Annotated in this window: 19 protein-coding genes and 1 tRNA gene; 10 read left to right on the forward strand and 10 right to left on the reverse strand. The window is 71.3% G+C overall.

The features are described 5' to 3' along the window. Positions 1–49: 49 nt before the first annotated feature. Complete coding sequence (locus ACFYWJ_RS00115) at positions 50–502, reverse strand: Lrp/AsnC family transcriptional regulator (protein ID WP_071926582.1); 453 nt, start codon at positions 500–502, stop codon at positions 50–52. A 114-nt stretch (positions 503–616) separates the two neighbouring features. Here ACFYWJ_RS00115 and ACFYWJ_RS00120 point away from each other — a divergent pair, with 114 nt between their 5' ends. Then, complete coding sequence (locus ACFYWJ_RS00120; RefSeq protein ID WP_355271666.1) at positions 617–2,140, forward strand: aldehyde dehydrogenase family protein; 1,524 nt, start codon at positions 617–619, stop codon at positions 2,138–2,140. Positions 2,141–2,192: 52 nt separating this feature from the next. Then, positions 2,193–2,266: transfer RNA gene (locus ACFYWJ_RS00125), tRNA-Met, on the forward strand. A gap of 45 nt (positions 2,267–2,311) precedes the next feature. On the opposite strand, the gene ACFYWJ_RS00130 is transcribed toward ACFYWJ_RS00125, so the two are convergent. Then, positions 2,312–2,860: a histidine phosphatase family protein gene (locus ACFYWJ_RS00130; RefSeq protein ID WP_387160407.1), complete on the reverse strand. Its 549-nt coding sequence runs from the start codon at positions 2,858–2,860 to the stop codon at positions 2,312–2,314. A 123-nt stretch (positions 2,861–2,983) separates the two neighbouring features. On the opposite strand from ACFYWJ_RS00130, the gene ACFYWJ_RS00135 reads away from it, so the two are divergent. Genes ACFYWJ_RS00135 through ACFYWJ_RS00150 form a run of 4 tightly spaced genes read left to right on the forward strand, consistent with a single transcriptional unit; the run spans position 2,984 to position 10,374 of the window. After that, a complete protein-coding gene (locus ACFYWJ_RS00135; protein ID WP_355271662.1) occupies positions 2,984–8,161 on the forward strand; it encodes a DEAD/DEAH box helicase in 5,178 nt (1,725 codons plus the stop codon). Positions 8,162–8,165: 4 nt separating this feature from the next. Beyond that, entirely contained in the window at positions 8,166–8,945 is a 780-nt protein-coding gene (locus ACFYWJ_RS00140; RefSeq protein ID WP_355271660.1) for a DNA-formamidopyrimidine glycosylase family protein, read from the forward strand. Positions 8,946–8,977: 32 nt separating this feature from the next. Then, positions 8,978–9,541, forward strand: coding sequence for a TetR/AcrR family transcriptional regulator (locus ACFYWJ_RS00145; RefSeq protein ID WP_355271658.1), 564 nt, complete (start codon positions 8,978–8,980; stop codon positions 9,539–9,541). Further along, the gene (locus tag ACFYWJ_RS00150; protein ID WP_355271657.1) at positions 9,541–10,374 is read left to right on the forward strand and encodes an MBL fold metallo-hydrolase; all 834 of its coding nucleotides are present in this window, start codon (positions 9,541–9,543) and stop codon (positions 10,372–10,374) included. Before ACFYWJ_RS00145 ends, ACFYWJ_RS00150 begins: the two co-directional genes overlap by 1 nt. Positions 10,375–10,381: 7 nt before the next feature. Here ACFYWJ_RS00150 and glpD read toward each other — a convergent pair whose 3' ends face one another. Next, positions 10,382–12,166 (reverse strand): glycerol-3-phosphate dehydrogenase, encoded by a 1,785-nt coding sequence (glpD, locus tag ACFYWJ_RS00155; protein ID WP_355271655.1) that lies wholly within the window; start codon positions 12,164–12,166, stop codon positions 10,382–10,384. A gap of 235 nt (positions 12,167–12,401) precedes the next feature. On the opposite strand from glpD, the gene glpK reads away from it, so the two are divergent. Further along, a complete protein-coding gene (glpK, locus tag ACFYWJ_RS00160; protein ID WP_355271653.1) occupies positions 12,402–13,898 on the forward strand; it encodes a glycerol kinase GlpK in 1,497 nt (498 codons plus the stop codon). Between the two features lie 4 nt (positions 13,899–13,902). Here the strand turns inward: glpK and ACFYWJ_RS00165 are convergent, their stop codons facing one another. The 4 genes from ACFYWJ_RS00165 to ACFYWJ_RS00180 all read right to left on the reverse strand — a co-directional run bounded on the left by ACFYWJ_RS00165 (position 13,903) and on the right by ACFYWJ_RS00180 (position 19,286). Beyond that, positions 13,903–15,075 carry a PLP-dependent aminotransferase family protein gene (locus ACFYWJ_RS00165; protein WP_355271651.1) on the reverse strand — a complete coding sequence of 391 codons (1,173 nt, stop codon included), beginning with the start codon at positions 15,073–15,075 and terminating at the stop codon, positions 13,903–13,905. A 94-nt stretch (positions 15,076–15,169) separates the two neighbouring features. Next, positions 15,170–16,453, reverse strand: coding sequence for a hypothetical protein (locus ACFYWJ_RS00170; RefSeq protein ID WP_355271649.1), 1,284 nt, complete (start codon positions 16,451–16,453; stop codon positions 15,170–15,172). A gap of 71 nt (positions 16,454–16,524) precedes the next feature. Then, the gene (locus ACFYWJ_RS00175; RefSeq protein WP_355271647.1) at positions 16,525–17,595 is read right to left on the reverse strand and encodes a hypothetical protein; all 1,071 of its coding nucleotides are present in this window, start codon (positions 17,593–17,595) and stop codon (positions 16,525–16,527) included. Positions 17,596–17,885: 290 nt separating this feature from the next. After that, entirely contained in the window at positions 17,886–19,286 is a 1,401-nt protein-coding gene (locus ACFYWJ_RS00180; protein ID WP_355271646.1) for an NAD(P)H-quinone dehydrogenase, read from the reverse strand. A gap of 208 nt (positions 19,287–19,494) precedes the next feature. Here ACFYWJ_RS00180 and ACFYWJ_RS00185 point away from each other — a divergent pair, with 208 nt between their 5' ends. Then, positions 19,495–19,956, forward strand: a complete 462-nt coding sequence (locus ACFYWJ_RS00185; protein WP_218717701.1) for a gamma-glutamylcyclotransferase — start codon at positions 19,495–19,497, stop codon at positions 19,954–19,956. A gap of 112 nt (positions 19,957–20,068) precedes the next feature. On the opposite strand, the gene ACFYWJ_RS00190 is transcribed toward ACFYWJ_RS00185, so the two are convergent. The 3 genes from ACFYWJ_RS00190 to ACFYWJ_RS00200 form a co-directional block, all read right to left on the reverse strand. After that, positions 20,069–21,232, reverse strand: coding sequence for a M20 family metallopeptidase (locus ACFYWJ_RS00190; RefSeq protein ID WP_355271743.1), 1,164 nt, complete (start codon positions 21,230–21,232; stop codon positions 20,069–20,071). Positions 21,233–21,357: 125 nt separating this feature from the next. Further along, entirely contained in the window at positions 21,358–22,560 is a 1,203-nt protein-coding gene (locus ACFYWJ_RS00195) for a M20 family metallopeptidase (protein ID WP_355271644.1), read from the reverse strand. A gap of 48 nt (positions 22,561–22,608) precedes the next feature. Further along, the gene (locus tag ACFYWJ_RS00200) at positions 22,609–23,310 is read right to left on the reverse strand and encodes an enoyl-CoA hydratase-related protein (protein WP_355271643.1); all 702 of its coding nucleotides are present in this window, start codon (positions 23,308–23,310) and stop codon (positions 22,609–22,611) included. A gap of 115 nt (positions 23,311–23,425) precedes the next feature. Between ACFYWJ_RS00200 and ACFYWJ_RS00205 the strand changes: the two genes are divergently transcribed. Together ACFYWJ_RS00205 and ACFYWJ_RS00210 are read left to right on the forward strand one after the other, a co-directional pair. Next, positions 23,426–24,205, forward strand: coding sequence for a purine-nucleoside phosphorylase (locus ACFYWJ_RS00205; protein WP_355271641.1), 780 nt, complete (start codon positions 23,426–23,428; stop codon positions 24,203–24,205). Further along, positions 24,206–25,714, forward strand: coding sequence for a phospho-sugar mutase (locus ACFYWJ_RS00210; protein WP_355271639.1), 1,509 nt, complete (start codon positions 24,206–24,208; stop codon positions 25,712–25,714). It begins immediately after the preceding gene. The last annotated feature ends 11 nt before the right edge of the window (positions 25,715–25,725 follow it).

A 25,725-nucleotide genomic window follows, 5' to 3' on the forward strand; every position in this document is an offset into this window, starting at 1 on the left:
AAATATTTACGGAACCTCTACGGAATCGCGGAACAATTACGAGGAATCGTTACCTGTCGTAGAATGTCTGCAGGATGATGGTGCTGCGCGTCCGCACATTCGCGGTGGCCCTGATCTCCTGCAGCAGCTGTTCCAGGTGCCGCGGGGAGGCCACCCGGACCAGCAGGACGTAGCTCTCCTCGCCCGCCACCGAGTGGCACGCCTCGATGCCGGGGATGTGCTGCAACAATGCGGGCGCGTCATCGGGCTGGGACGGGTCGAGAGGAGTGATCGCGACGAACGCCGACAGCAGGTGCCCGAGCGCTTCGGGATCGACGTGCGCCGCGTACCCGCGGATCACTCCGCGCGCTTCGAGCCTGCGCACCCGAGACTGCACTGCCGAGACCGAGAGGCTGGCCTTCTCCGCCAGGTTCGACAACGTGGCGCGACCATCGCTCATCAGTTCTTTGATCAATAGTCGGTCGATGTCGTCGAGCTGGGGTCTAGCCGGTGTATCCGCCATCAGCGAAGGCTAACGCAGCACGGGGGTTGCGCGCGGAAAACTTCTTTCTGTTCCCCCACCGAATTCCACCGAACTTTTCCGTGAGCCCTACCAAACAGCAGAAGGTGAGCAGCGATGACCGACACCGTGACCGAGCACTTCTCCGAGCAGCTGGCACTGCGGGCCAGGGCGCTGCTGCACGGACTCGGCGCCGACTTACCCGAGTCAGGTGACCTGCGCGCCCGCACCCCCATCTCCGGCGGCGCCCTGCCGCAGCTCACCGCCGACACCACCGACGGCGTCGACGCCGCGATCGAACGGGCGGCCACCGCGTTCCTGAACTGGCGCACGGTGCCCGCGCCCGCGCGGGCGGCGCTGGTGCGCAGACTGGCCCAGCTGCTGGTCGCCCACCAGGGCGAACTCGCCGAACTGGTCACCCTGGAGGCGGGCAAGATCGGGCCGGAGGCGCTGGGCGAAGTGCAGGAGATGATCGACGTCTGCGAGTTCGCGATCGGGCTCTCCCGCCAGCTCTACGGCGCCACCATGCCCTCGGAGCGGCCGGGCCACCGGCTGATGGAGACCTGGCACCCGCTCGGCGTTGTAGGAGTGATCTCGGCGTTCAACTTCCCGGTCGCGGTATGGGCGTGGAACACCGCGATCGCGCTGGTCTGCGGCGACACCGTGGTGTGGAAGCCCTCGGAGACCACCCCGCTCACGGCGCTGGCCTGCCACACCCTGCTGCGCCGCGCCGCCGTCGACGTCGGCGCCGATCCCGAAGTGCACCAATTGATCCAGGGCGACGCGGCGGTCGGCGAGGCCCTGGTCGACGACCCGCGGGTCGCGCTGCTCAGCGCCACCGGCTCGGTGCGGATGGGCGCCACCGTCGCCCCGCGCGTGGCCGCCAGGTTCGGCCGCTGCCTGCTGGAACTGGGCGGCAACAATGCCGCGATCGTCGCGCCCAGTGCGGATCTGGAGCTGGCGGTGCGCGGGATCGTCTTCTCGGCGGCGGGCACGGCGGGTCAGCGGTGCACCACCCTGCGCCGGGTGATCGCGCACCGGTCCGTCGTCGATCAGCTGGTCGACCGGCTCACCGCCGCGTACGCCCAGCTGCGCGTCGGCAATCCGCTCGACGACGGCGTGCTGGTCGGCCCGCTGATCAACGAGCGCGCGTTCATCTCGATGCAGAAGGCGCTGTTGCAGGCCGAGGACACCGGCGGCGAGATCGTCTGCGGCGGTGCGCGGGTCGAGCTGGTCGGGCCGGACGCCTACTACGTGCGCCCCGCGATCGTGCGCATGCCCGCGCAGACCGAGCTGGTGCGCGAGGAGACCTTCGCGCCGATTCTCTACGTCCTCGTCTACGACGACATCGACGACGCGATCGCCCTCAACAACGATGTGCCACAGGGACTTTCCTCGTCGATCTTCACACTCGACCAGCGCGAGGCCGAGCGCTTCCTGGCCGGGTCGGACTGCGGCATCGCCAATGTCAACATCGGCACCTCGGGCGCGGAGATCGGTGGCGCGTTCGGCGGCGAGAAGCAGACCGGTGGCGGACGCGAATCCGGCTCCGACTCGTGGAAGGCCTACATGCGCAGGGCCACCAACACCATCAACTACTCGGCCGAGCTGCCACTGGCCCAGGGGATACATTTCGGCTGATCAGAAACCGATTTCGTCATCCACGCCGCGCCGTGTACAGTGGTGTTTACGACGCGGGATGGAGCAGCTCGGTAGCTCGCTGGGCTCATAACCCAGAGGTCGCAGGTTCAAATCCTGTTCCCGCTACTAGACGAAAGCCCCGGAGTTTCGACTCCGGGGCTTTCGCCGTTTCTACGAACCGCCCAGGCGCAGGGTCCAGTTGCCGCGATAGTGCAGCCGGGTGACGCTGGCGGGCGGAACATCCATGCGCCAGAACGACTTCGACGGCGCGTCGAGCACCACCAGCAGCACCGCCCTGACCACCGCCGGATGGGTCACCGCCACCGTGTCACGGCCCGCCGAGGCGATCTCGGCCAGCCAGAACCGCGCCCGCTCCACCAGATCGGTCACCGATTCGCCACCGTGTCCCCGGAATTCGGGGTCGGTGAGCCACGCGAACAGCTGATCCTGTGCCAGCCCGCTCATCTCGGTCCCGCGCCACGACCCCGCGTCGAGATCCCGTAATCGCGCGTCCAGCTCGCCGACCACGCCCAGCGCCTCGGCGGTCTCCCTGGCCCGGCGTTCCGGCCCGGTCCGCACCTGCGCGCCGTCGGGCACCGAATACGCGCGCAGCGCGTCTCGCCCCGACTCGTCCAGTGGTTCGTCGACAGGGAATCGCGCCTTACGTACCGCCTCGGTCAGGCTGTGGCCGACGAGGTCGACTCTGAGCACCGTTTGCACGAGAGCCCAGAGTAGCGTTCGTCACATTCACGCTGCCACCAGCCCGCCACCGGGCTCGGTGTGGTGGGGGCGCGGGCCGCGCGTCGACGAGGGTTGTCGGTGGGCCGGTGCACACTGAACGCTATGGATCGGTTCTCGCCCGCTACCGCGCAGTGGTTCGACGGGGCCTTCGCCGGCCCGACGTCGGCCCAGCTCGGGGCGTGGCAGGCGATCGCGGACGGGGAGCACACACTGGTCGTCGCGCCCACCGGGTCGGGCAAGACGCTCTCGGCGTTCCTGTGGGCCATCGATCAGCTGGCCACCCGGCCGGCGCCGGAGCCGGGGACCCCGCGCGGGACGTCGGTGCTCTACGTCTCGCCGCTCAAGGCGCTGGCGGTGGACGTCGAGCGCAACCTCAGGGCGCCGCTGGTGGGGGTCACGCAGACGGCGAAGCGGCTGGGGCTGGACCCGCCGGAGATCTCGGTGGGGGTGCGCTCCGGCGACACCACCCCCGCGCAGCGGCGCGCGATGCAGCGGACGCCGCCGGACATCCTCATCACCACGCCGGAGTCGCTGTTCCTGCTGCTCACCTCGGCGGCCAGGGAGAGCCTGGCCCAGGTCGGCACGGTGATCGTCGACGAGGTGCACGCCATCGCCGGCACCAAGCGCGGCGCGCACCTGGCGTTGTCGCTGGCCCGGCTGGACCAGCTCACCGAGCGGCCCGCGCAGCGGATCGGCCTGTCGGCGACGGTGCGCCCGCCCGAGGAGGTCGGCCGGTTCCTGGTGGGCGCGGCGCCGATCACCATCGTGCGCCCGCCCGCGCCGAAGACCTTCGACCTCTCGGTGCGGGTCCCGGTGGCCGATATGACCGATCCCGGCGATTCCGAGCAGCCGGGGTCGATCTGGCCGCATGTCGACGAGGCCATCGTCGACCTGGTGCTCGAGCATCGGTCCTCGATCGTGTTCGCGAACTCGCGCAGGCTCGCCGAACGGCTGACCGCGCGGCTCAACGAGGCCTACGCGGCCCGGCTGGGCGAGCCGGTGGACACCGAGCACGCGCCGCCCGCCCAGCTGGGCCCGTCCACCGAGGTGATCCACGGTGCCGAGCAGCTGCTGGCCAGGGCCCATCACGGCTCGGTCAGCAAGGAGCAGCGCGCGATCATCGAGGACGACCTCAAGAGCGGGCGCCTGCGCTGTGTGGTCGCCACCAGCAGCCTCGAACTGGGCATCGATATGGGCGCGGTCGACCTGGTGGTGCAGGTGGAGGCGCCACCCTCGGTGGCCAGCGGGTTGCAGCGGGTGGGCCGGGCCGGGCACCAGGTCGGTGAGGTCTCGCGCGGCGTGCTGTTCCCGAAGCACCGCACCGATGTCATCCACTGCACCGTCGCCGCCCAGCGCATGCTCGCTGGCGAGATCGAACTGCTGCAGATCCCCGCGCATCCCCTCGACATCCTGGCCCAGCAGACGGTGGCGGCGTGCGCGCTCGAACCGATCGATGTCGACGGCTGGTTCGACATCGTCCGCGGCACCGGCAGTTACGCGAACCTGCCCCGCTCGGCCTACGAATCCGTGCTCGACCTGCTCGCCGGCCGCTACCCGTCCGACGAGTTCGCCGAACTGCGTCCCCGGGTGGTCTGGGACCGCGATGCGGGCACCCTCACCGGCCGCCCCGGCGTACAGCGCCTCGCCGTCACCTCCGGCGGCGCCATCCCCGATCGCGGCATGTTCGCGGTGTTCATGGTGGGCGAGAAGGCTTCCCGGGTGGGCGAACTCGACGAGGAGATGGTCTACGAGTCGCGGGTGGGCGACGTGTTCGCGCTCGGCGCCACCAGCTGGCGGATCGAGGAGATCACCTTCGACCGGGTGCTGGTCTCGCCCGCCTTCGGACTCCCCGGCCGGCTGCCGTTCTGGCACGGCGACAGCCTGGGCCGCCCGGCCGAATTGGGCACCGCCCTGGGGGAATTCGTGCGGACGGCGGGTCAGGTGTCGGCCGACGAGCTGTCCCGGATCGTCGCGGACATGGGAGTGCGCCCCGGATCGGTTGCGTCACAGGACAATTCGATGACAACTGCCGGTATTCGGAGCGCCGAGTCGGTGCCGGATGGGAACGCGGGGAAAACCACCAAGACTCGCTCGTCGAAACGCGCGGAGAGCCCGGACGCCGCTGCGGCACGGCTGGAACAGCTCGTCCGGACCGCGGGCCTGGACCAGAACGCGACCGCGAATATGGTCGGACTGCTCGAGGAACAGCGCGCCGCCACCGGCAGGCTGCCCACCGACCGCACCCTGGTCGTCGAGCGCTTCCGCGACGAACTCGGCGACTGGCGCCTGGTCCTGCACTCCCCCTACGGCACCCCGGTGCACGCGCCGTGGGCCCTGGCCGTCGGCGCGCGGCTCCAGGAACGCTTCGGCATCGACGCGGCCCCGACGGCGTCCGACGACGGCATCGTGGTGCGCCTGCCCGACACCACCGACGACCCGCCCGGCGCCGAGCTGTTCGCCTTCGAACCCGACGAGATCGACGACATCGTCACCGAGCAGGTCGGCGGTTCGGCGCTGTTCGCCTCCCGGTTCCGCGAGTGCGCGGCCAGGGCCCTGCTGCTGCCGCGCCGCGATCCGGGCAAGCGCGCACCGCTGTGGCAGCAACGTCAGCGCTCGGCCCAATTGCTGGATGTGGCACGCAAGTTCCCGGACTTCCCGATCCTGCTGGAAACCGTGCGCGAATGCCTGCGCGATGTCTACGACCTGCCCTCGCTGCGCGACCTGCTCACCAAGGTCGCCCGCCGCGAGGTGCGGCTGATCGACGTCGAGACGGCCAGCCCGTCCCCGTTCGCCAACGCCCTGCTGTTCTCCTACATCGGCCAGTTCCTCTACGACGGCGACAGCCCGCTGGCCGAACGCCGCGCCGCCGCCCTGGCACTGGACTCGAGCCTGCTCGCCGAACTCCTCGGTCGCGTGGAACTGCGCGAGCTCCTCGACCCCGCCGTCATCGCCCTGACCGAACGCGAACTCCAGCGCCTCACCCCGGAACGCTGGGCCCGCGACGCCGAGGGCCTGGCCGATCTGCTGCGCCTGCTCGGGCCGCTGACCCCTGCCGAGGCCGCCGCCCGCTGCGTGCGGCGCGGTGGCGCCGCGCCCGACGCCGAATCTCGGGACCGCGACGCCGCGCTCGGCGGCCCGCACGATCCGGCAGCCGACGGTCCTCCCCCTGGCACAGACACCGCCGCGGCCGAGAGCGAGACGGCCGATCGCCGATCGCCGATCGCGGACGCGCGCGGCCACGACGACACCGCCGAGCACCTGTCCGACGTGCTCGCCAGCTCCGACGCGCCCGCCGACTCCGCTGCGCTCGCCAACTCCGACGTGCTCGCCAACTCCGACGTGCTCGCCGACTCCGACGCGCCCGCCTGGTTCGCCGACCTGCGCGATGCCCATCGCGCACTGGAAGTTTCGTTCGCCGGCCGCACCTGGTGGGTGGCGATCGAGGACGCCGCGCGCCTGCGCGACGCCCTGGGTGTGCCGCTGCCGATCGGTGTGCCCGCCGCGTTCATCGAACCGGTCCCCGACCCGCTCGGCGACCTCGTCGGCCGCTACGCGCGGACCCACGCGCCGTTCGGCACCGCCGACGTCGCCGCGAGGTTCGGCCTCGGCGCGGCCGTCGCCGCCACCGCACTGCATCGGCTGCTGGCCGAGAAGCGCGTGGTGGAAGGCGAATTCACGCCCGCGACGGCGGGTACCGAATGGTGCGATGCGCAGGTACTGCGCCGGTTGCGCCGCCGCTCGCTGGCCGCCGCCCGGCACGAGGTGGAGCCGGTGTCGACCGCCGCCCTCGGCCGCTTCCTACCCGCCTGGCAGCATGTCGGCTCCGGTGAGCTGCGCGGGATCGACGGCGTCGCCACGGTGGTGGAACAGCTTGCGGGCGTACCGATTCCGGCCTCGGCGTGGGAGTCGCTGATCCTGCCGATGCGGGTGCGCGACTACACCCCCGCCATGCTCGACGAACTGATGGCGAGCGGCGAGGTGATCTGGTCCGGGCACGGCGCGATCACCGCCCGCGACGGCTGGATCGCCCTGCACCTCGCCGACCAGGCTCCCTTCACGCTGCCGCCGCCCGACGATATCGACCCCACCGACATCCAGCTCGGCCTCCTGGCCGCCCTCGGCGCACAGCTGGAGCCATGGCCACCGCGCACCCCGCAACCGCCCACGGTCGACCTCGACGCGCCGGCGGCGTCCGGGCCTGCCGAATCCGAGGCGGCGCCGACCAACGGTGCCACCGCTCCCCTCACCCCCAACGGTGACACCGCCCGCAAGGCTCGCGGAAACGGCAGCTCCGCCCGCGATTCGGCCGCCGCCGCGACCGCGGGCCAGGACAACCCCCGCAGCCTCCCGCCCACCCTGCACGGCGGCGGCGCATACTTCTTCCGCCAGCTCGCCGACGCCACCGGCCTGCTCGACGACAAGGCCGTCGGTGACGCGCTCTGGCAACTGGTGTGGGCCGGGTACGTCTCCGGCGACACCTTCGCCCCCGTGCGCGCCCTGCTCTCCGGCACCGCCCGCAGCACCACCGCCCACCGCACCCCGCGCCGAGCCCCGCGCGGCCGCGCCTACCTCCCGCGCCCCTCGATGCCGACCCGCTCCGGCCCGCCGACCCTGGCCGGGCGCTGGTCGATCCTGCCGGAACGGGTGCGGGACAACACCCTGCGCGCCCACGCCACCGCCGACCAGCTCATCGAGCGCTACGGCGTGCTGACCCGCGGCTCGGTCCAGAACGAAGGCGTGCCCGGCGGTTTCGCGCTCATGTACCGGGTCCTCACCGAGTTCGAGGACCGGGGCCGGTGCCGCCGTGGCTATTTCGTCGACACCCTCGGCGGCGCCCAGTTCTCCACCACCGACACCGTCGACCGGCTGCGGTCCTTCGACACCGACCGCACCGCCGCCCAGCCCGGCGTCGCCCTGGCCCTGGCCGCCTGCGATCCGGCCAACCCGTACGGCGCCGCGCTGCCGTGGCCGAAGGGCGACGCCGAGGGCGGCCACCGGCCCGGCCGCAAAGCGGGCGCCCTGGTGGTCCTGGTCGGCGGCGAGCTGGTGCTGTACGTGGAGCGCGGCGGCAAGACGCTGCTCAGCTTCACCGAGGACCCCGGGCTGCGGCGGCTGGCCGCGACCGCGCTGGCCGGGCTGGTGCACGACCGCCGGGTCGACGGCCTGGTGATCGACAAGATCAACGGGGAGACCGTGCACGGCAACACCTTCGCCGACGTCCTGGTGGAGTCCGGCTTCTCGATGACCCCGCGCGGGCTGCGGCTGCGCAGGCAGGTGTAACCGAATGCCCGAGGGCGACACCGTCTTCCGCACGGCCGAGCGCCTGCGCACCGCCCTGGCCGGGAAGACCCTCACCCGCAGCGACTTCCGCGTCCCCCGGTACGCGACGGTCGACCTGGTCGGCGATCTGGTGACCGAGGTCGGCAGCTACGGCAAGCACCTGTTCGTCCGGACCGATCGGGTGAGCATCCACACCCACCTGAAGATGGAGGGCGAGTGGCGGGTGTTCCACTGCGGCCAGCGCTGGACGAAGCCGCGGGTCACCGCGCGCGTGGTGCTGGCCAACGACGAGGTCGAGGCGGTCGGCTTCGCCCTCGGCAAGGTCCAGGTGCTGCCCCGCGCCGAGGAACACACGGTGATCGATCACCTCGGTCCCGATCTGCTCGGCCCGAACTGGGACGCCGCCGAGGCCCTGCGCAGGCTGGACGAGTACCCGCGCCGCCCCATCGGCCTTGCCCTGCTCGATCAGCGCAATCTGGCGGGCATCGGCAACATCTACCGCAGCGAGATCTGCTTCCTGCGCCGCGTCCACCCCGCGACGCCGGTCGGTGACATCGGCGACCTGCCCGCCCTCGTCGACGAGGCCCATCGGGTGCTCGGCAAGGCCGCGCACCAGCCACCCTGGCGGCCGATGGCCTACGGCCGCACCCGCCGCCCCTGCCCACGCTGCGGAACCGCGATCGTCTCGCGCCTGCTCGGCGAGGACGACCCCGCCGATCGCATCACCCAGCGCGAACGCGGCATCTACTTCTGTCCCCGCTGCCAACCCGAACCAACTAACTAGACCGGTCGTCATACTCGAGCTACGCTGAGCCGGTGACCCCACGCACGGACTCCCGGCAGCGTTTCCTCGACGCCGCCGCCGACCTGTTCCATACCCAGGGCTACCACGCCACCGGCGTCAACCAGCTGGTCAGCGCGGGCGGCGCGCCCAAGGGCTCGTTCTACTTCCACTTCCCCGGCGGCAAGGAACAACTCGCCGCCGAGGCCATCGTCCAGTCGGCCGACAGCCTGCGCGCGCTGCTCACCGCCGCGCTCGAGGCTGGCGATCTGGACGGCGTCTTCGCCGCCCTCGGCGCGATGCTCACCGACTCGGACTTCCAGCGCGGCTGCCCGATCGCCACCATCGCCCTCGACGCGGGCGGCGACAGCGAACCGATCCGCGAAGCCTGCGTCACCGGTTTCGACTCCTGGCGCACCGCCATCGACGAATTCCTGCGCGCCAAGGGAATTCCCGACGAGCGCGCCGACGAGCTGTCCACCGTGGCACTGGCCATGCTCGAGGGTGGACTGCTGCTCGCCCGCACCCGACGTGACCTCACCCCCCTGCGCGCGGTGGCCGACCACCTGCGCGCCACTCTCGAACAGGAGCTCTCCTGATGCGTCTGCACCACCTCGACGGCGGCACCATGCGTCCCTTCGGCGGCCGTCTGCTCGACGGCGTCGGCGGCCTCACCCGCCGCGCCGAAATGGTCTGCCACTGCGTCCTCGTCGAACTCGACGACCGGCTGGTCCTGATCGAGACCGGCATCGGCGAGGGCGCGGTCCGGCGTCCCGACGAATGGCTCGGCCGCCGCTTCATCCGGATGACCCGCCCCGTGCTCGAGCTCGAGGGCACCATCGCCCGCCGGATCGAGGCGCTCGGTTACCGCCGCGAGGACGTCACCGACATCGTGCTCACCCACCTCGATCTCGACCACGCGGGCGGGCTCGCCGAATTCCCCCAGGCCACCGTGCACATCTACCACGAGGAACTGCGCGCACTGGAAGGGCAGTACGGACCGCGCGAGAAGTTCCGTTATCGCGCAGCGCAATTCGCGCATCAGCCGCGCTGGCAGAGCTACGACGAGCTCGGCGAGCCGTGGTTCGGCTTCGGCGCGGTGCGCCAATTGCGCGGCCTGCCGGCCGAACTACTGATCATCCCGCTGGCCGGGCACACCCGGGGCCACGCCGGCATCGCGATCGACACCGGGGCGGGCTGGAAGTTCGCCGTCGGCGACGCCTACTTCCACCCCGGTCAGCTCGATCTCGAGCACCCGCACCAGCCACCCGCCGCCGCGCTGTTCGAACGCCTGATGCAGACCGTCGGGCCTGCCCGGATCGACAATCAGGAGCGACTGCGCGAACTGCTGCGCGGCCACGGCGACGAGGTCGAGGTGTTCTGCGCGCACAACGCCGTCGAACTGGCCGCCCTGCAGCGGGCGACCGTCTAGCGGCCGCTCACCGGTCCTGCGGTACCGGCTCCAGCAGCTGGGGCCGTGGCTCCGGCGCCGCCGCCCGCAGCGCGTCGGCGGAGATGTCGTCGGGCTGGGTCTGCGATTCGATCTCGGCGCGCACCCGCGCCTGGTACGTGGTCACCTCGCGGTCGATCTCGTCGGCGTCCCAGCCCAGCACGGGGGCGACCAGGTGCGCGACCTGTTCGGCGCAGTGCGCGCCGCGATCGGCGTACTCGATCGAGATGCGGGTGCGCCGGGCCAGGATGTCGTCGAGGTGCAGCGCGCCCTCGGCGGCGGCCGCGTACACCGCCTCGACCTGGAGGTAGGCGGGGGCGTCGGTGATCGGTTGCAGCAGTTCGGGTCTGCCCGCCGCCAGCGACAGCACCTCGTCGACCACCGAGCCGTAGCGGTCGAGCAGGTGGGTCATCCGGTAGGGGTGCACGCCGTAGTGCTCGGCCAGCTGCACGGTCTGGTTCACCAGGGCGAAGTAGCCGTCGGCGCCGATCAGCGCGACCTTCTCGGTGATCGACGGCGAGACCCGGGCCGGAATGTCCTGTGCCGCTTCGTCCATCGCGTCGGCGGCCATCACCCGGTAGGTGGTGTACTTGCCGCCCGCGATGCTCACCAGGCCGGGCGCGACGCGGGCCACGGCGTGTTCGCGCGAGAGCTTGGAGGTCTCGTCGCTCTCCCCGGCCAGCAGCGGCCGCAGGCCCGCGTAGACGCCGTCGATGTCGGCGGGGGTGAGCGGGGTGACCAGCACCTCGTTCACCCGGTCGAGCAGGTAGTCGATATCGGCCTTGGTGGCGGCGGGGTGGGCGAGGTCGAGGTTCCAGTCGGTGTCGGTCGTGCCGATGATCCAGTGCGCGCCCCACGGGATGATGAACAGCACCGAGCTGGTGGTGCGCAGGATGATCGCGGCATCGCTGACGATCCGGTCGCGCGGCACCACGATGTGCACGCCCTTGGACGCGCGCACATGGAACCGGCCGCGCTGCCGCGACAGGCTCTGCACCTCGTCGGTCCAGACCCCGGTCGCGTTGATCACCACATTCGCGCGCGCCTCCCCGGTGCGCCCGTCCTCGGTGTCGCGCAGCTTCACCCCGACGACCCGGTCGGCCTCCCGCAGGAACCCGACGACCTGGGTGGAGGTGCGGATGACCGCGCCGTAGTGCGCGGCGGTGCGGGCCACGGTCATGGTGTGGCGGGCGTCGTCGACGACGGTGTCGTAGTAGGTGACACCGCCGATCAGCGCGTCCCTGCGCAACCCCGGCGCCAGCCGCATGGCGCCGTGCCTGGTCAGATGATGCTGTCCCGGAACGGATTTCGCGCCGCCCATGGTGTCGTAGAGAGTGAGACCGGCGGCCACGTACGGACGCTCCCACACCCGGTGGGTCAGCGGGTACAGGAAGCGCAGCGGCTTCACCAGGTGCGGCGCCAGCGTCGACAGCGCCAGTTCGCGTTCCTTCAGCGCCTCCCGGACCAGCCCGAACTCGAGCTGCTCGAGGTAGCGCAGGCCGCCGTGGAACATCTTCGACGACCGGCTCGAGGTCCCCGAGGCCAGATCGCGGGCCTCGACCAGCGCGACCGACAGGCCACGGGTTGCCGCGTCCAGCGCGATCCCGGCGCCGACCACGCCACCGCCGACGACCAGCACGTCGAACTGGTCCTTGCCGAGGCGTTCCCAGGCGGCGCGGCGCTGGTCGGGGCCGAGCTGACCGGGCCCGAGCCGTTGGCCGCCCGCGACCAGTTCCCCCGGGTGCAGGAACGGAAACTCCGGTGTCTGCGACATGCTCGACTCCTCGCCGCCGACCGCGCTCGGTCGGAATCAGCCGACAGTGGGTCGACGCCGTCCACGGTCCCGGCGCCGCTGCGTACAACCTCAACGTAGTGCCTGCGCGGCGCGCGGGCCGACCGTGGCGGGGCGTGGCAGCGAATTCGGTGCGGAAAACCAGCGAGCGTCGGCGCGGTGGTGTCATCCGACGAAGCCGGCGCAGCGCCGGTCCGGGGTTCGGTAGCCTGCATCAATGCGTCGCTATGTGGCCGCCATCGATCAGGGCACGACCTCGAGTCGCTGCATCGTCTTCGACCGGCAGGGCCGGATCGTCGGGACCGCGCAGCGGGAGCATCGCCAGATCTTCCCGAAACCGGGCTGGGTCGAGCACGCGCCGGCGGAGGTGTGGCGCAACACCGAATGGGCGCTCGGCGCGGCGCTGGGGCACGCGGGCTGCTCGGCGGGCGACCTGGCCGCCATCGGCATCACCAATCAGCGCGAGACCACCGTCGTCTGGGATCGCGCCACCGGCGAACCGGTGTACAACGCCATCGTCTGGCAGGACACCCGCACCGATCAGCTCTGCGCCGAACTCGCGGGCGATCAGGGCCCGCAGCGCTACGCCGAGCGCACCGGCCTGCCGCTGTCGACCTATTTCGCGGGCCCGAAGCTGCGCTGGATCCTCGACAACGTCCCCGGTGTGCGCGCCCGCGCCGAGGCCGGTGACCTCTGTTTCGGCACCATGGACAGCTGGGTGCTGTGGAACCTGACCGGCGAGCACCGCACCGACGTCACCAACGCCTCGCGCACCATGCTGATGGATCTGCGCACGCTGCAATGGGATCCGCGGATCTGCGCCGAGTTCGACATCCCGATGTCGCTGCTCCCGCAGATCCGCAGCTCCTCGGAGGTCTACGCCGAGATCACCCGCGGACCGTTCGCGGGCGCGCCGGTGGCCGGCATCCTCGGCGATCAGCAGGCCGCCACCTTCGGCCAGGCGTGCCTGTCGCCGGGCGAGGCCAAGAACACCTACGGCACCGGCAATTTCATGCTCCTCAACACCGGGACCACGCCGGTGATCAGCAAGCACGGGCTGCTCACCACCGCGTGCTATCAGCTCGGCGACCAGCCCGCCGTCTACGCGCTGGAGGGATCGATCGCCGTCACCGGTTCGCTGGTGCAGTGGTTGCGCGACAATCTCGGCATCATCGCCTCGGCCGAGGAGGTGGAGCCGCTGGCCCGCAGCGTCGAGGACAATGGCGGCGCCTATTTCGTCCCGGCGTTCTCCGGGCTGTTCGCGCCGCGCTGGCGGCCCGACGCCCGCGGCGTCATCGCGGGCCTGACCCGGTTCGTCACCAAGGCCCATCTGGCCAGGGCCGCACTGGAATCCACCGCGTTCCAGACCCGCGAGGTCGTCGACGCCATGCGCGCCGACGCCGCCGCCCAGCAGCTCGATCTGGAACTGACCACCCTCAAGGTCGACGGCGGCATGACCGGCAACGACCTGCTCATGCAGTTCCAGGCCGACATCCTCGACGTCCCCGTGGTCCGCCCGGTGGTCCGCGAGACCACCGCCCTCGGTGCCGCCTACGCGGCCGGCCTGGCCGTCGGCTACTGGTCCGGCCTCGACGACCTGCGCGCCAACTGGACCGCCGACCACACCTGGACACCCACCATGTCCGACGACGAGCGCATCCTGCGCTACACCGAGTGGAACAAGGCGGTCGAACGCACCTACGGCTGGGTCTGACGACTCAGAGCGCGCGACCCAGCCGGGCCACGGCCTCGGCCAGGGTCGCCTCGTCCGAGGTGGTGAAGCACAGCCGCATCGACGAGCGGTAGGCGTCGGCGACGGCGAAGGCCGCGCCGGGGACGTAGGCCGCGCCTGCCTCGAGGGCCGCGGGGAGCAGATCCGTGGTGTCGGTGCCGTCGGTGAAGTCGACCCAGACGAACATGCCGCCCGTCGCGTCGGTGCTGCGCACCCGCTCGCCGAAGGTGTCGCGGACCGCCGAGACCAGCGCGCGGGCCCGGCTGCCGTAGGCGGCCCGGACCGAATCGACGTGGGCGGCAAGCCAATCGGTGTCGGTCAGCAGCTCGGTGGCGATCTGCTGGGTGAGCGCGGAGCCGCAGAGATCGGCGCCCTGCTTGAGCAGTTCGACGGCGCGACAGACGTGGTCGGGGGCGACCATCCAGCCGACCCGCAGGGCGGGCGCCAGGATCTTGGACGTGCTGGAGAGCCGGATCACCTGGGGCGAGTAGCTCGCGACCGGGTCGGGCGCGGGCCGGTCGAACCAGAGCTCGCCGTACGGGTCGTCCTCGATCACCCAGAAGCCGTGCGCCTCGGCGAGTTCGGCGAGGCGGCGACGGCGTTCGGGCGCCAGGGTGACCCCGCCCGGGTTGTGGAAGTTGGAGACGGTGTGCACGACGGCGGGCCGCTCCCCCGCGGCGAGCAGCTCCTCCAGTGCGTCGACGCGCATGCCGTCGCCGTCCAGCGGCACCGCGACGATCCGCGCGCCCGCGGCCCGGAACACTTGCAGCGCACCGACATACGCGGGGTCCTCGACGATCACCAACGCGCCCGGATCGAGCAGCACCTCGGCGAGCAGCGACAGCGCCTGCTGCGACCCATGGGTGATGAACACGTCCTCCAGCGGCACCGCACGCCCGATCCGCGCGGACTCCCGCGCCGCGATCACCGCGCGCAGCGCGGGCCAGCCGGGCGACTCGGTGTACTGCAGCACCGCCGCGTCCGCCAGCGCGTTCTGCGCGGCGGCGGCGATCCGCTCGCGGGGCATCAGCGCCGCGTCGGGCAGCCCGCCCGCGAGGCTGATGATGTCGGCGCGCGCGGTGAGCTTGAGCAGGTCCCTGATCGCCGAGCTCTGCAGGCTCGCGAGCTTGCTCGCCAATGCTGGAGTTGTCGACAACATGGAAACCTCCCGGGAACGCCACGGAACCGCAATCATCCCACGATTACATACCGCTCGCCAGAATGTGAAATAGAGGTCTCAGATAGTGAGACTTCTATCGCGCCGTGATCGACTTGACCTGCCATTTCCCATCGGTGTTGGTGGTGACGATCTCCTGCTTGTAGACGATCGCCGAACCGTCGGGATGCCACTCGCGCAGTTCCACGTCGTAGCGGCCGGTGGCGGTCTCGCGCATCTTCACGCAGTGCTTGGAACCGGCGGGGATGAGCTCGTCGATCGCCTTCTGGATGGTCTCGGCCGTGGAGATGTTCTCCGCGTCCGGCGCCACGTAGTCGCGCACCTTCGCGCCGGACCGGTCGACATAGAAGGCGTACTGGAAGCCCAGGATCGCCTTCGCACCCGACGAGGTGTCGCCGGGGCCGTTGCCGACGGTGACGGCCGCCTCGGAGACCGACTTGCACTCGGTGGGCGAGGCGATCGACGGGATCGGGGCGGCGGTCACGCCGGGATCGCTGCCGCCACCGCGCTTGACCAGGGCGATCGTCAGGATCAGGGCGACGACGAGCAGCACCGCGGCCGCCGCGCCGCCGATGATCCAGCGCAGGCGGCGCTTGTCGGTGTCCTGCTTCTCGCTGACCGGCGTCACCGGGGTCTTCGGCGCGAGGCGACGGGCGATCGGGTCGTCGGCCCAGGACAGTCCGGGCTCTGACGGCGGCTTCGGGACCGCGCCGCCCTCGTCGGGGCTGTTCCACCAGGCCTTGTCGTCGGACCTGGGCTCCTCGGCGATCGGCGCGCGCACCGTCTCCGGCGCGGGCACCCGCACGGTCTCGGGCGCGGGGGTGTCGGCGGGCGCCTGGGCGCGGGGTGTCGGCCGCTCGCGCCGGATCACCTCGGTGTGCTCCCGGCCCGAGTTGACCGGGACCGAGTCGCCGAACGGCGAACCCTCCCGGCGCGGCAGCTCGCCGGTGAAGCGGACCGTCTGGTCCTCCGACGGCGCGCTCATGCGCGGATCGGGGGCGCCGAACGGCGAGGAGGACTGCGGCGGGGTGGCCACGGCGTCACCGAAGACGGAGGTGGGCGCGGCGGGCTGGACCGGCGGGCGTGGGGGCATGGTCGGCGGACCGGGCGGCGGCGGGACCGGCGGCTGCCCGGCGATCGGCGCGCCGAACGGGCCGGGCGCGGACGACGGCGCGGCAGCCGGGCGCCAGCCCATCTCCGGGTGACCGCCGGGCGGCGCGGGCGGCGGCGCCGCGGCGAGCGGGCCACCGAAACCGGTGGCCGCGTCGTCCACAGGCGGCCCGAAATCGCCTACGGGAGGACCGAATCCGGCGGCGGGTTGCTTGTCGCCGCGCTCGTTGTCGTCACCGTCGGTGCCCAAATCCAATCCTTTCCCCAGGACACACGTGTGGGGCGGTCGCCATCCGACCGCCCCACACGACGTACTGCGTGTCAGTACTGGAGCGAGCCACCCCACTGGGTGGTGACACCTGCGACGTTCACCGTCTGAAGCAGCTCCCCCGGCACCGGAAGTGTAGCCTTCGCGGCCGCTTCCATCGCGGCGGCGCCACCCGGCTGCGCCTTGATCCAGTTCTCGACCGCCGCCTTGGCCAGGTTGGCCTGGGTGGTGTCGAGGACGGTCACGGTGGTGTTGTCGGCCCGGCCGTCGCCACCGTTGTAGGTGGTGACCTTCACCGAGTTCTCGCCGACGTACTCGACCGAGACGCCCGCGTCACCGAAACCGGTCGGCGTGCGGTAGCCGACGGTGCCGACGTAGCCGGAGGCGTTGTTGTAGTGGTGGGTGTTGACCACACCGGGCAGCACGCCGCCGCCGTCGATGGAGACACCGACCTCCTGGTGCGGGCCCTCCATCTCGACGACCGGCGCGGCCGGAGCGTCGGTGAAGTGCGGCGCCGTCCAGGTGGGCGTCTGCACGAGCTGGTCGGAACCCTCGCCCTCGGTGGCAGTGCCCTGATCGGACGGCACGCTCGGCTGGGTCTGCGACGGCTGCGCGGGCTGACCCTGCGACTGCTGACCGGGCGTGGTACCCGGCTGACCCGGGGTGGTGCCCTGCTGGCCGGGAGTGGTCTCCTGCTGCGGGGTGGTGCCAGCGCGCTCCGGCTGGACGGCCGGCTGCGCCTGGCTGCCCTGGCCGGTCTGACCCGGCACCGGCAGCGGCGCGACACGCGGGCTGGTGACACCCGGCTGGCTCGGGGTCGGGGTGGCAGGCGTGGCCTGACCCGGCTGACCCGGCGCGGGGCTGGTGACGCCCGGCTGGGCCGGGGTCGGCTTGGTCTGTCCGGGCTTGTTCTCGCCCGGCTTCACGTTCTCCGGCGTCTCCGGCTGCGTCTGCTCGGGGCCGCCGGTCTCCGGCGCCTCCTCCGAGGGCTGCTGGGTGCCCGGCTGCGCAGGCGCCGGAGTCGCGGGAGTGGTCGGCTGGTCGCTGGGGACCGCGCCGGCCGGAGCCGCGAGAATGGTTGCCACGGCGGCCGCAGCGGCCAGGGGCAACGACGTGCTGGCCATCGCTCGCTGCGCCCGACTCGGCTTACGATGCTTCACTTTTCGCTAATCCCTTTCCCGGAGGGAGTCCCCCACAGCTCCACCGCGCGACCACAATCTGATCGCGCCTCGGCCGTGAGTCAACCACATGAGCGCGGGACAGGCAACGCAGCAGTAAGTTTCACACCGCCGCCGCTCCGCCTGCGGAAACGCCCTCCGGGATCACCATCGGGAATCCACGACCACCGTTGTCGAACAAGACAATTCGAAACCTCGCCGATCAGTGATCCGACTCACATTTTTCGGCGCGTCGCTCAGTCCAGGTCGTCGTGGCGCATCAGCAAACGCCCGGCTTCGGTGACCGAGCCGGTGAGCGACGGATACACCGAGAACGTCTGCGCGAGATCGGTGACGGTGAGGTTGTTCTGCACCGCCAGCGCGATCGGCAGGATCAGCTCCGAGGCGATCGGCGCGACGACCACGCCGCCGATCACCACGCCGGTCGCCGGACGGCAGAAGATCTTGACGAAACCACGCCGCAGCCCCGACATCTTCGCGCGCGGATTGGTGTTCAGCGGCAGCATCACCGTGCGCGCGGGCACCTCGCCGTTGTCGATCGCGGTCTGGCTGACCCCGACGGTCGCGATCTCCGGCCGGGTGAACACCGCCGAGGCCACCGTCTTCAGGCGGATCGGGCTCACGCCCTCGCCCAGCGCGTGATACATCGCGATGCGGCCCTGCATGGCGGCCACCGAGGCCAGCGGGAGCAGGCCGGTGCAGTCGCCCGCGGCGTAGACGCCGGGCACCGAGGTACGCGAAACCCGGTCGACGCGAAGGTATCCGCCGCGATCGAGTTCGATGCCGACCCGGTCGAGGCCGAGGCTGTCGGTGTTCGGCGTCGAGCCGACGGTCATCAGCGCGTGCGAACCCGTCACGGTACGGCCGTCGGACAGCTTCACCACGATGCCGTCGGCGGTGCGTTCCACCGCGTCGGCGCGGGCGTGCTTGACCAGCTCCACTCCGCGCTCGGCCAGCGCTTCCTCGAGCACCAGCGCCGCGTCGGCGTCCTCGCCGGGCAGCACGCGGTCGCGGCTGGAGACCAGCTTCACCCGCACACCCATCTCGGTGTAGGCGGAGACGAACTCGGCGCCGGTGACACCGGACCCGACCACCACCAGCGTCTCGGGCAGTTCCTGCAGGTCGTAGAGCTGGCGCCAGTTCAGGATGCGCTCGCCGTCCGGCTCGGCGCCGGGCAGCACGCGCGGGCTGGCGCCGGTGGCGATGAGCACGACCTCGGCCTCGAACTCCTCGGTGCTGCCGTCGGCCAGCGTCGCCTTGACCCGATGCGCCAAACCGGTCGCGGGACCGACCAATTCGCCCCGGCCCGCCAGCAGCTGCACCCCGGCGGCCTGCAACTTGGCGCGGATGTCGGCGGACTGGGCCAGCGCGAGCGCCTTGACGCGGCCGTTCACCTCGGGCAGATGCACTTGGGCCTGGCTGGCGTCGAGGGTGATGCCCAGATCGCGGGCGCGGCGCAGATCGGTGCGCAGACCGGTGGAGGCGATGAAGGTCTTGGACGGAACGCAGTCCCAGAGCACGCACGCGCCGCCGATGCCGTCGGCGTCGACCAGGGTCACCGAGGCCCCGTGCTGGGCGGCCACCAGGGCTGCCTCATATCCCGCCGGTCCGCCACCGATGATCGCAATCCGTGCCACAGCCACGCTCCCTGTATTCGCCTGATCGGCCGCGTCCCTTGTGGGGACCCGTCCGTACTGTCGCTCCATCATTTCAGGTGCGTTGTGACGGTCCGGGGTCGGATCGGTGAACATGTTCGGCGTGTCGGGACCCGCCACAACTGTGACCGTCAGCCGATCTGGGTGGGAGACAGGAATTCCGCTGCTGTTATTGGCTACAGTTCGTCAGGTGCCGATCTATGCCGCTTACGGGTCCAACATGGACTCGACGCAGATGCTGGAACGCTGCCCGCATTCGCCCATGTCGGGGACCGGGTGGCTGGAAGGTTGGCGCCTGACCTTCGCCGGTGACGACATCGGCTGGGAAGGGCCGTTGGCCACCGTCGTCGAAGATCCGGGCTCCCGGGTGTTCGTCGTCCTCTACGACGTCTCCCCCGAGGACGAGGAACGCCTCGACCGCTGGGAAGGCTCGGACTTCGGCATCCACAAGAAGATCAGGATCCGGGTCACCGGCACCCAGGGCGAGTCGCGGCTGGCGTGGCTCTACGTCCTCGACGCCTACGAGGGCGGGCTGCCCTCGGCGCGGTACATCGGCGTCATCGCCGACGCGGCCGAAAAGGCAGGCGCCCCCGAGGATTACGTCCATGCCCTGCGCACCCGCAACAGCAAGAACGTAGGCCCCGGCGCTTGACCGCCTCTCCGCGTATTTTGGCCGGACTCGCCGGCCGCTGACGTTGCGTCGGCGGCCGGCGGTCAGGAGTGGGTCGGGTCAGCCCGTGCCCGGTGAGTTACCCATGTTCTCGCTATGCCTGCAGGATGATGTTCGTCAAGGTGCGGACGCCTACGGCCAGGGCGCGTTCATCGATGTCGAAGGTGGGCTGGTGCAGGTCGAGCTGGTCGCCGGTGCCGGACCAGACGCCGAGGCGGGCCATCGCGCCGGGGACCTCCTCCAGGTACCAGGAGAAGTCCTCGCCGCCGCCGGACTGCGGGGTGTCGGCCAGGGCGTCGGGGCCCATGGCCAGGACCGCGTTCTCGAACATCAGGGCCGAGGTCGCGTCGTTGACCACCGGCGGGACGCCGCGCTTGTAGTTGAGCTGGTAGCGCACCCCGGTCGGGGCGAGCAGGCCGTCGACGATCTCGCGGACCAGCGGCTCCAGCAGCAGCCAGGTGGCGTGGTCGCCGGTGCGGACGGTGCCGGTGAGCATGCCGGTCTGCGGGATCGCGTTCGGCGCCTTGCCCGCGCTGACCGCGCCCCACACCATCACGGTGCTGGTGCGCGGATCGACGCGGCGGCTCAGCAGACCGGGCAGGCCGGTGATGACCGTGCCGATCGCGTAGACCAGGTCGCTGGTCAGGTGCGGGCGCGAGGTGTGCCCGCCCGGTGAGTCGAGCACCAGCTCGACGGTGTCGGCGGCCGAGGTGATCGCCCCGGTCCGCAGCCCGACCTTGCCGACCTCCAGCCGGGGATCGCAATGCAGCGCGAAGATCCGGTCGACACCCCGCATCGCCCCCGCGGCGACGGCGTCGAGCGCGCCGCCCGGCATCACTTCCTCGGCGGGCTGGAACACCAGCCGCACCCCGACCGGCAGCGTGTGCTCGGCCTCGGCCAGCGCGAGCGCGGTGCCGAGCAGCACCGTGGTGTGCGCGTCGTGCCCGCAGGCGTGCGACACGCCGGGCACGGTCGAGGCGAAGCTCAGGCCGGTGAACTCCTGCATCGGCAGCGCGTCCATGTCGGCGCGCAGGGCGATCCGCTGGGTGTCGGTCGGCCCGAGATCACAGGTCAGGCCGGTGCCGCCGGGCAGCACTTCCCAGCTCAGCCCGGCCTTGGTCAGCCACCCCGAGACGAACTCGGTGGTGGCGAACTCCGCGCGCGACAATTCGGGGTTGGCGTGGATGTGCCGCCGCCATTGCACGAGGTCGGCGGTGTGCTCGGCCAGCCACGCGTCGACGATCTCCGCTCCTGGCATATCGGTTCGTTCGGTGTCCGGCATGGTCGGACAGACCGCGTTCTCACGCATCATCGAGTGGGCTCCCACGCCCATCGATAGCGCGTCGGCGCCTGCGCGCGCGGTGCCCGAATAGCCGGAAATGCTCACCGAATGTCCTCCTGTCGTTCGACCAGCCGTTGCAACAACCTGTCCCTGTGTACTTCATCGCGCGCTATCGCGACAGCGGTACGCGCCAGTGCGCGGGCACCGTCGAGTACCGCACGATCGGCCGAGGCGTTCACCGCGGCGGCGGCGAAGTCCGGCTGATGGGTCACCGCGCCACCGGCGTCGATGCCGATCACCGGGTGGATACCGGGGATCACGTTGGTGACGTTGCCCATGTCGGTGCTCCCGAGCGGACGCAGCACCTCGAGCTCGGGCGCGATCGGCACCCTGCCCAATCCGGTGATCTGCGCGCGGTAGACAGCCGAAAGAACCGGATCGGGGGTGAGCTCGGTATAGGTGGGCGCGAGCGTCCGTATGTCGTGAGTGCAGCCGGTTGCCAGGGCGCCCGCCTCGAAACACGCCTTCGCTCGTCGCATCAGGTCGTCGAGTGACGCGGAATCGGCCGCGCGGAGGTAGTACAGCAACTCCGCTCGTCCGGGCACGATGTTGGGGGCTACGCCACCGTCAGCGACTATACCGTGCAGTTGCTGGCCAGGGCGTAGATGCTGGCGCAGCAAGCCGACGGCAACCTGGGTCAGGGTCACCGCGTCGCCGGCGTTGCGGCCGAGTTCCGGCGCGGCGCTCGCGTGTGCCTCGCGGCCGTGGAAGACGATCGACAGGTCGGCCAGGGCCAGTGAGCGCGCGCCGACGATGTCGGCGGGGCCGGGGTGGACCATCATCGCCATCGCGATGTCGTCGAAGGCGCCCGCCTCCAGCATGAGCACCTTGCCGCCGCCGCTCTCCTCGGCGGGCGTGCCGAGCACGACGACGGTCAGGCCGAGCTCGTCGGCGACCTCGGCCAGCCCGATCGCGGCGCCGACGGCCGACGCGGCGATGATGTTGTGCCCGCACGCGTGCCCGATCTCGGGCAGGGCGTCGTATTCGGCGCAGATACCGACCGTGAGCGGGCCGCTGCCGTAGACGGCGCGAAACGCGGTCGGCAGGCCCGCCACGCCGGTGGTGACGAGAAAACCGCGCTCGGCCAGCGACGCGAGGATCTTGGCGACGCTGCGCGTCTCGGCGAAGGCGAGCTCGGGTTCGGCGTGGATCGCGTGCGAGAGCCCGATCAGTTCATCCGCCGCCGCGGTGATCGCGGCATCGGATGCGGTGGCCGAGAGTTCGCCGGTGCGCGAGGGTGCCATACCCCCAGTCTCGCATCAGGGGGTGTCAGCGGCGCACCGGCGAGCGGCTCAGTTCCCGAACGGGAGGTTCTCGGCGGTGACCGGGGTGGCCAGCGCGGCGAGGGTCTCGGCGTACAGCGCGGTCTTGATGACGGGGGTGATCGGCTTGCGCAGGCTGGTCAGCGCGGCGGCGCGCTCGATCGCGGCGGACAGCACCTGCTCGGCGTCGGCCTTCGCGTCGACGATGCCTGCGGCGATCGCCTCGTCGGCGGCGAAGCGATGACCGGTCGTCATCGCCTGCACGCACACCTGGTTGCTCAACCGGCCCTTGAGCAGGCCGTTCATGCCGATGGTGAACGGCATGCCCAGGTGCACCTCGGGCAGCGACCAGAAGCCGCGGTCGCCGCGCATCACCCGGAAGTCGTGCGAGGAGGCCAGCATCGCGCCCGCGCCGAACGCGTGGCCGTTGATCGCGGCGACGGTGGGCATCGGGAAGGTCAGCAGCCGGGTGTACAGGGTGTGCACGCGGTCGAGGTAGCCGTGGATCTTGTCCAGGTTGCCGAACACCCAGTCGGTGTCGAGACCGTTGCTGTAGTACTTGCCGGTCGCGACCGTGACCAGCGCGGCAGCGCCCTCGGACGCCTCGACCTCGTCGAGGGCGGCGTGGAAGGCGTCGATCCAGCCCGGCGAGAAACGGTTCTCGTTGTCGGTCTCCCCCTCGTTTCCGAGGTACAGGACGAACACATCACCGGAGCGCTCCAAATACGGCATGACGGGAAGGATAAACCGCAGCTCGGCAGCTACCTACTTGCGGGTAGCCCCCGGCCCGCCCCGTGGCCCTCCGGTGCCGCGAACACGCGGCGCCCGCGCCGCATAGACTCACCTCATGCTTGCCGAACAGGCCGCTCAGGCGATCGCCGAACGTACGGGAGTGCCGCGTCATCGCGTGGCCGTGGTGCTGGGATCGGGGTGGCAGGAGGCCGCCGCCGAGATCGGCGCGCCGCAGGCCTCGATCCCCATGCCCGAGTTACCCGGCTTCGGGAAACCCAGCGCGCAGGGCCACGGCGGCATGGTGCATTCGGTCACCGTCGACGACAACGACGTGCTGCTGCTGATGGGCCGTCAGCACCTGTACGAGGGCTACACACCGCAGCAGGTGGTCCACCCGGTGACGGCGGCGATCGCGGCGGGCGCCGAGATCGTGCTGCTCACCAATGCCGCGGGCGGGATCAGGCCCGGCCTGCAGGTCGGCGAGCCGGTGCTCATCGCCGACCACCTCAACCTCACCGCGCGCACGCCGCTGGAAGGCGCCCGCTTCGTCGACCTGGTCGACGCCTGGGACCCCGAACTGCGCACACTGGCCAGGGAGATCGACCCCAGCCTGACCGAGGGCGTCTACGCCGGGCTCACCGGACCGCAGTACGAGACCCCCGCCGAGATCCGCATGCTGGCCACGATCGGCGCCGACCTGGTCGGCATGTCGACGGTGCTCGAGGCGATCGAGGCGCGCTCGCGCGGCGCGCGGGTGCTCGGCATCTCGCTGGTCACCAACCTGGCGGCCGGGGTCACCGGCCAGCATCTTTCGCACGCGGAAGTGCTCGCCGAGGGGCAGGCGGCCGCGCCCCGGCTCGGCAAGCTGCTGCGCGGGATCCTGGAGCGCGTGTAGATGCTGCGCTTCGGGACCGCGGGCCTGCGTGGACCGCTGCGCGAGGGCCCCGACGGCATGAACGTGACCACCGTGTCGCGGGCGAGCGCCGGTGTCGCGGCCTGGCTGCGTGAACGGTGCCTCGGTGGCGGCGCGGTCGTCGTCGGGCGCGATGCCAGGCACGGCTCGGCCGAGTTCGCCACCGCCACCGCCGAGATCTTCACGGCGGCGGGCTTTCCGGTGACGCTGCTGCCCGATCCGGTGCCGACGCCGGTGGTGGCGTTCGCGGTCCGGCAGCTCGGCGCGGTGGCCGGGGTGCAGATCACCGCGTCGCACAATCCGCCCGCCGACAACGGCTACAAGGTGTACCTCGACGGCGGTTCCCAGCTGATCGCGCCCGCCGACACCGAGATCGAACGGTGCATCGAAGCCGTCGTGGAACCCATTGCGCGGGAATCTGTTTCCCCCTCCGGCGCCGAACTGGTCGACCGCTACCTCGCGCGGGTCGCCGAGCTGCCCGAGGTGCTCGGCGGCGCGGGTGAGCGCGCTCCGGTGCGGATCGCGCTGACCGCGCTGCACGGCGTCGGCGGGGAGCTCGCGGTGCGGGCACTGGCTGCGGCCGGGTTCACCGATGTGCACGTCGTCGACGAGCAATTCGCCCCCGACCCCGACTTCCCCACCGTCGCCTTCCCGAATCCCGAGGAGCCCGGCGCGGCCGACCTGCTGCTGGCCCTGGCCGAGCGGGTCGACGCCGACCTGGCGATCGCGCTGGACCCCGATGCCGATCGCTGTGCCCTCGGCGTGCGCGGCGCGCGGGGCTGGCACATGCTGCGCGGCGACGAGACCGGTGTCCTGCTGGCCGATTACGTGCTGCGCACCGCCACCGCCGACCCCCTCGTCGCGACCACCATCGTCTCCTCGCGCCTGCTGTCGAAGCTGGCCCCGGCCCGCTCGGCCCGCTACGCCGAGACCCTCACCGGCTTCAAATGGCTGGCCAGGGCGGGCGAGGGACTCGTCTACGCCTACGAGGAGGCGATCGGCCACTGTGTCGATCCGGCCACCGTCCGCGACAAGGACGGCATCTCCGCCGCCGTCTCGGCCGCCGACCTGGTCGCCCTGCTGAAGGCCCGGCACCGCACCCTCCAGGACGAACTCGACTCCTACGCCGTCGAATTCGGCCTGCACGCGGGCGACCAGGTCTCGCTGCGCCTGCCGGATCAGGCCGCGGCGGGCGCGCTCGCCGCCGCCCTGCGCGCGGACCCGCCCAGCGAGATCGCCGGAACACCGGTGAAATTCACCGACCAGGCCCAGGTCCGCGGCCGGATGCGCACCGATGCCCTGATCTTCGACGCCGACGACTTCCGCATCGTCGTCCGGCCGTCGGGCACCGAACCCAAACTCAAGTGCTACCTGGAGGTCTTCGCCTCGGTCGGGGAAGCCGCCGCCCTCCCACGGGCGCGGGCAGCGGCCGCCGACCGCCTCGCCGAGCTGGCAGCGTACTGCCGCTCGCTCGACACGAGGACCGGGTAACCGCACGCCTG

Origin of the sequence: Nocardia sp. NPDC003269, from assembly GCF_042888005.1 — a bacterium.
Taxonomy (GTDB): Bacteria; Actinomycetota; Actinomycetes; order Mycobacteriales; family Mycobacteriaceae; genus Nocardia.

Coding starts and splice junctions, on each gene's coding strand:
- ACFYWJ_RS00115 (WP_071926582.1), bottom strand. CDS start 502: ATGGCGGATACACCGGCTAGACCCCAGCTCGACGACATCGACCGACTA.
- ACFYWJ_RS00120 (WP_355271666.1), top strand. CDS start 617: ATGACCGACACCGTGACCGAGCACTTCTCCGAGCAGCTGGCACTGCGG.
- ACFYWJ_RS00135 (WP_355271662.1), top strand. CDS start 2,984: ATGGATCGGTTCTCGCCCGCTACCGCGCAGTGGTTCGACGGGGCCTTC.
- ACFYWJ_RS00140 (WP_355271660.1), top strand. CDS start 8,166: ATGCCCGAGGGCGACACCGTCTTCCGCACGGCCGAGCGCCTGCGCACC.
- ACFYWJ_RS00150 (WP_355271657.1), top strand. CDS start 9,541: ATGCGTCTGCACCACCTCGACGGCGGCACCATGCGTCCCTTCGGCGGC.
- glpD (WP_355271655.1), bottom strand. CDS start 12,166: ATGTCGCAGACACCGGAGTTTCCGTTCCTGCACCCGGGGGAACTGGTC.
- glpK (WP_355271653.1), top strand. CDS start 12,402: ATGCGTCGCTATGTGGCCGCCATCGATCAGGGCACGACCTCGAGTCGC.
- ACFYWJ_RS00165 (WP_355271651.1), bottom strand. CDS start 15,075: ATGTTGTCGACAACTCCAGCATTGGCGAGCAAGCTCGCGAGCCTGCAG.
- ACFYWJ_RS00175 (WP_355271647.1), bottom strand. CDS start 17,595: ATGGCCAGCACGTCGTTGCCCCTGGCCGCTGCGGCCGCCGTGGCAACC.
- ACFYWJ_RS00190 (WP_355271743.1), bottom strand. CDS start 21,232: ATGCCAGGAGCGGAGATCGTCGACGCGTGGCTGGCCGAGCACACCGCC.
- ACFYWJ_RS00195 (WP_355271644.1), bottom strand. CDS start 22,560: ATGGCACCCTCGCGCACCGGCGAACTCTCGGCCACCGCATCCGATGCC.
- ACFYWJ_RS00200 (WP_355271643.1), bottom strand. CDS start 23,310: ATGCCGTATTTGGAGCGCTCCGGTGATGTGTTCGTCCTGTACCTCGGA.
- ACFYWJ_RS00205 (WP_355271641.1), top strand. CDS start 23,426: ATGCTTGCCGAACAGGCCGCTCAGGCGATCGCCGAACGTACGGGAGTG.
- ACFYWJ_RS00210 (WP_355271639.1), top strand. CDS start 24,206: ATGCTGCGCTTCGGGACCGCGGGCCTGCGTGGACCGCTGCGCGAGGGC.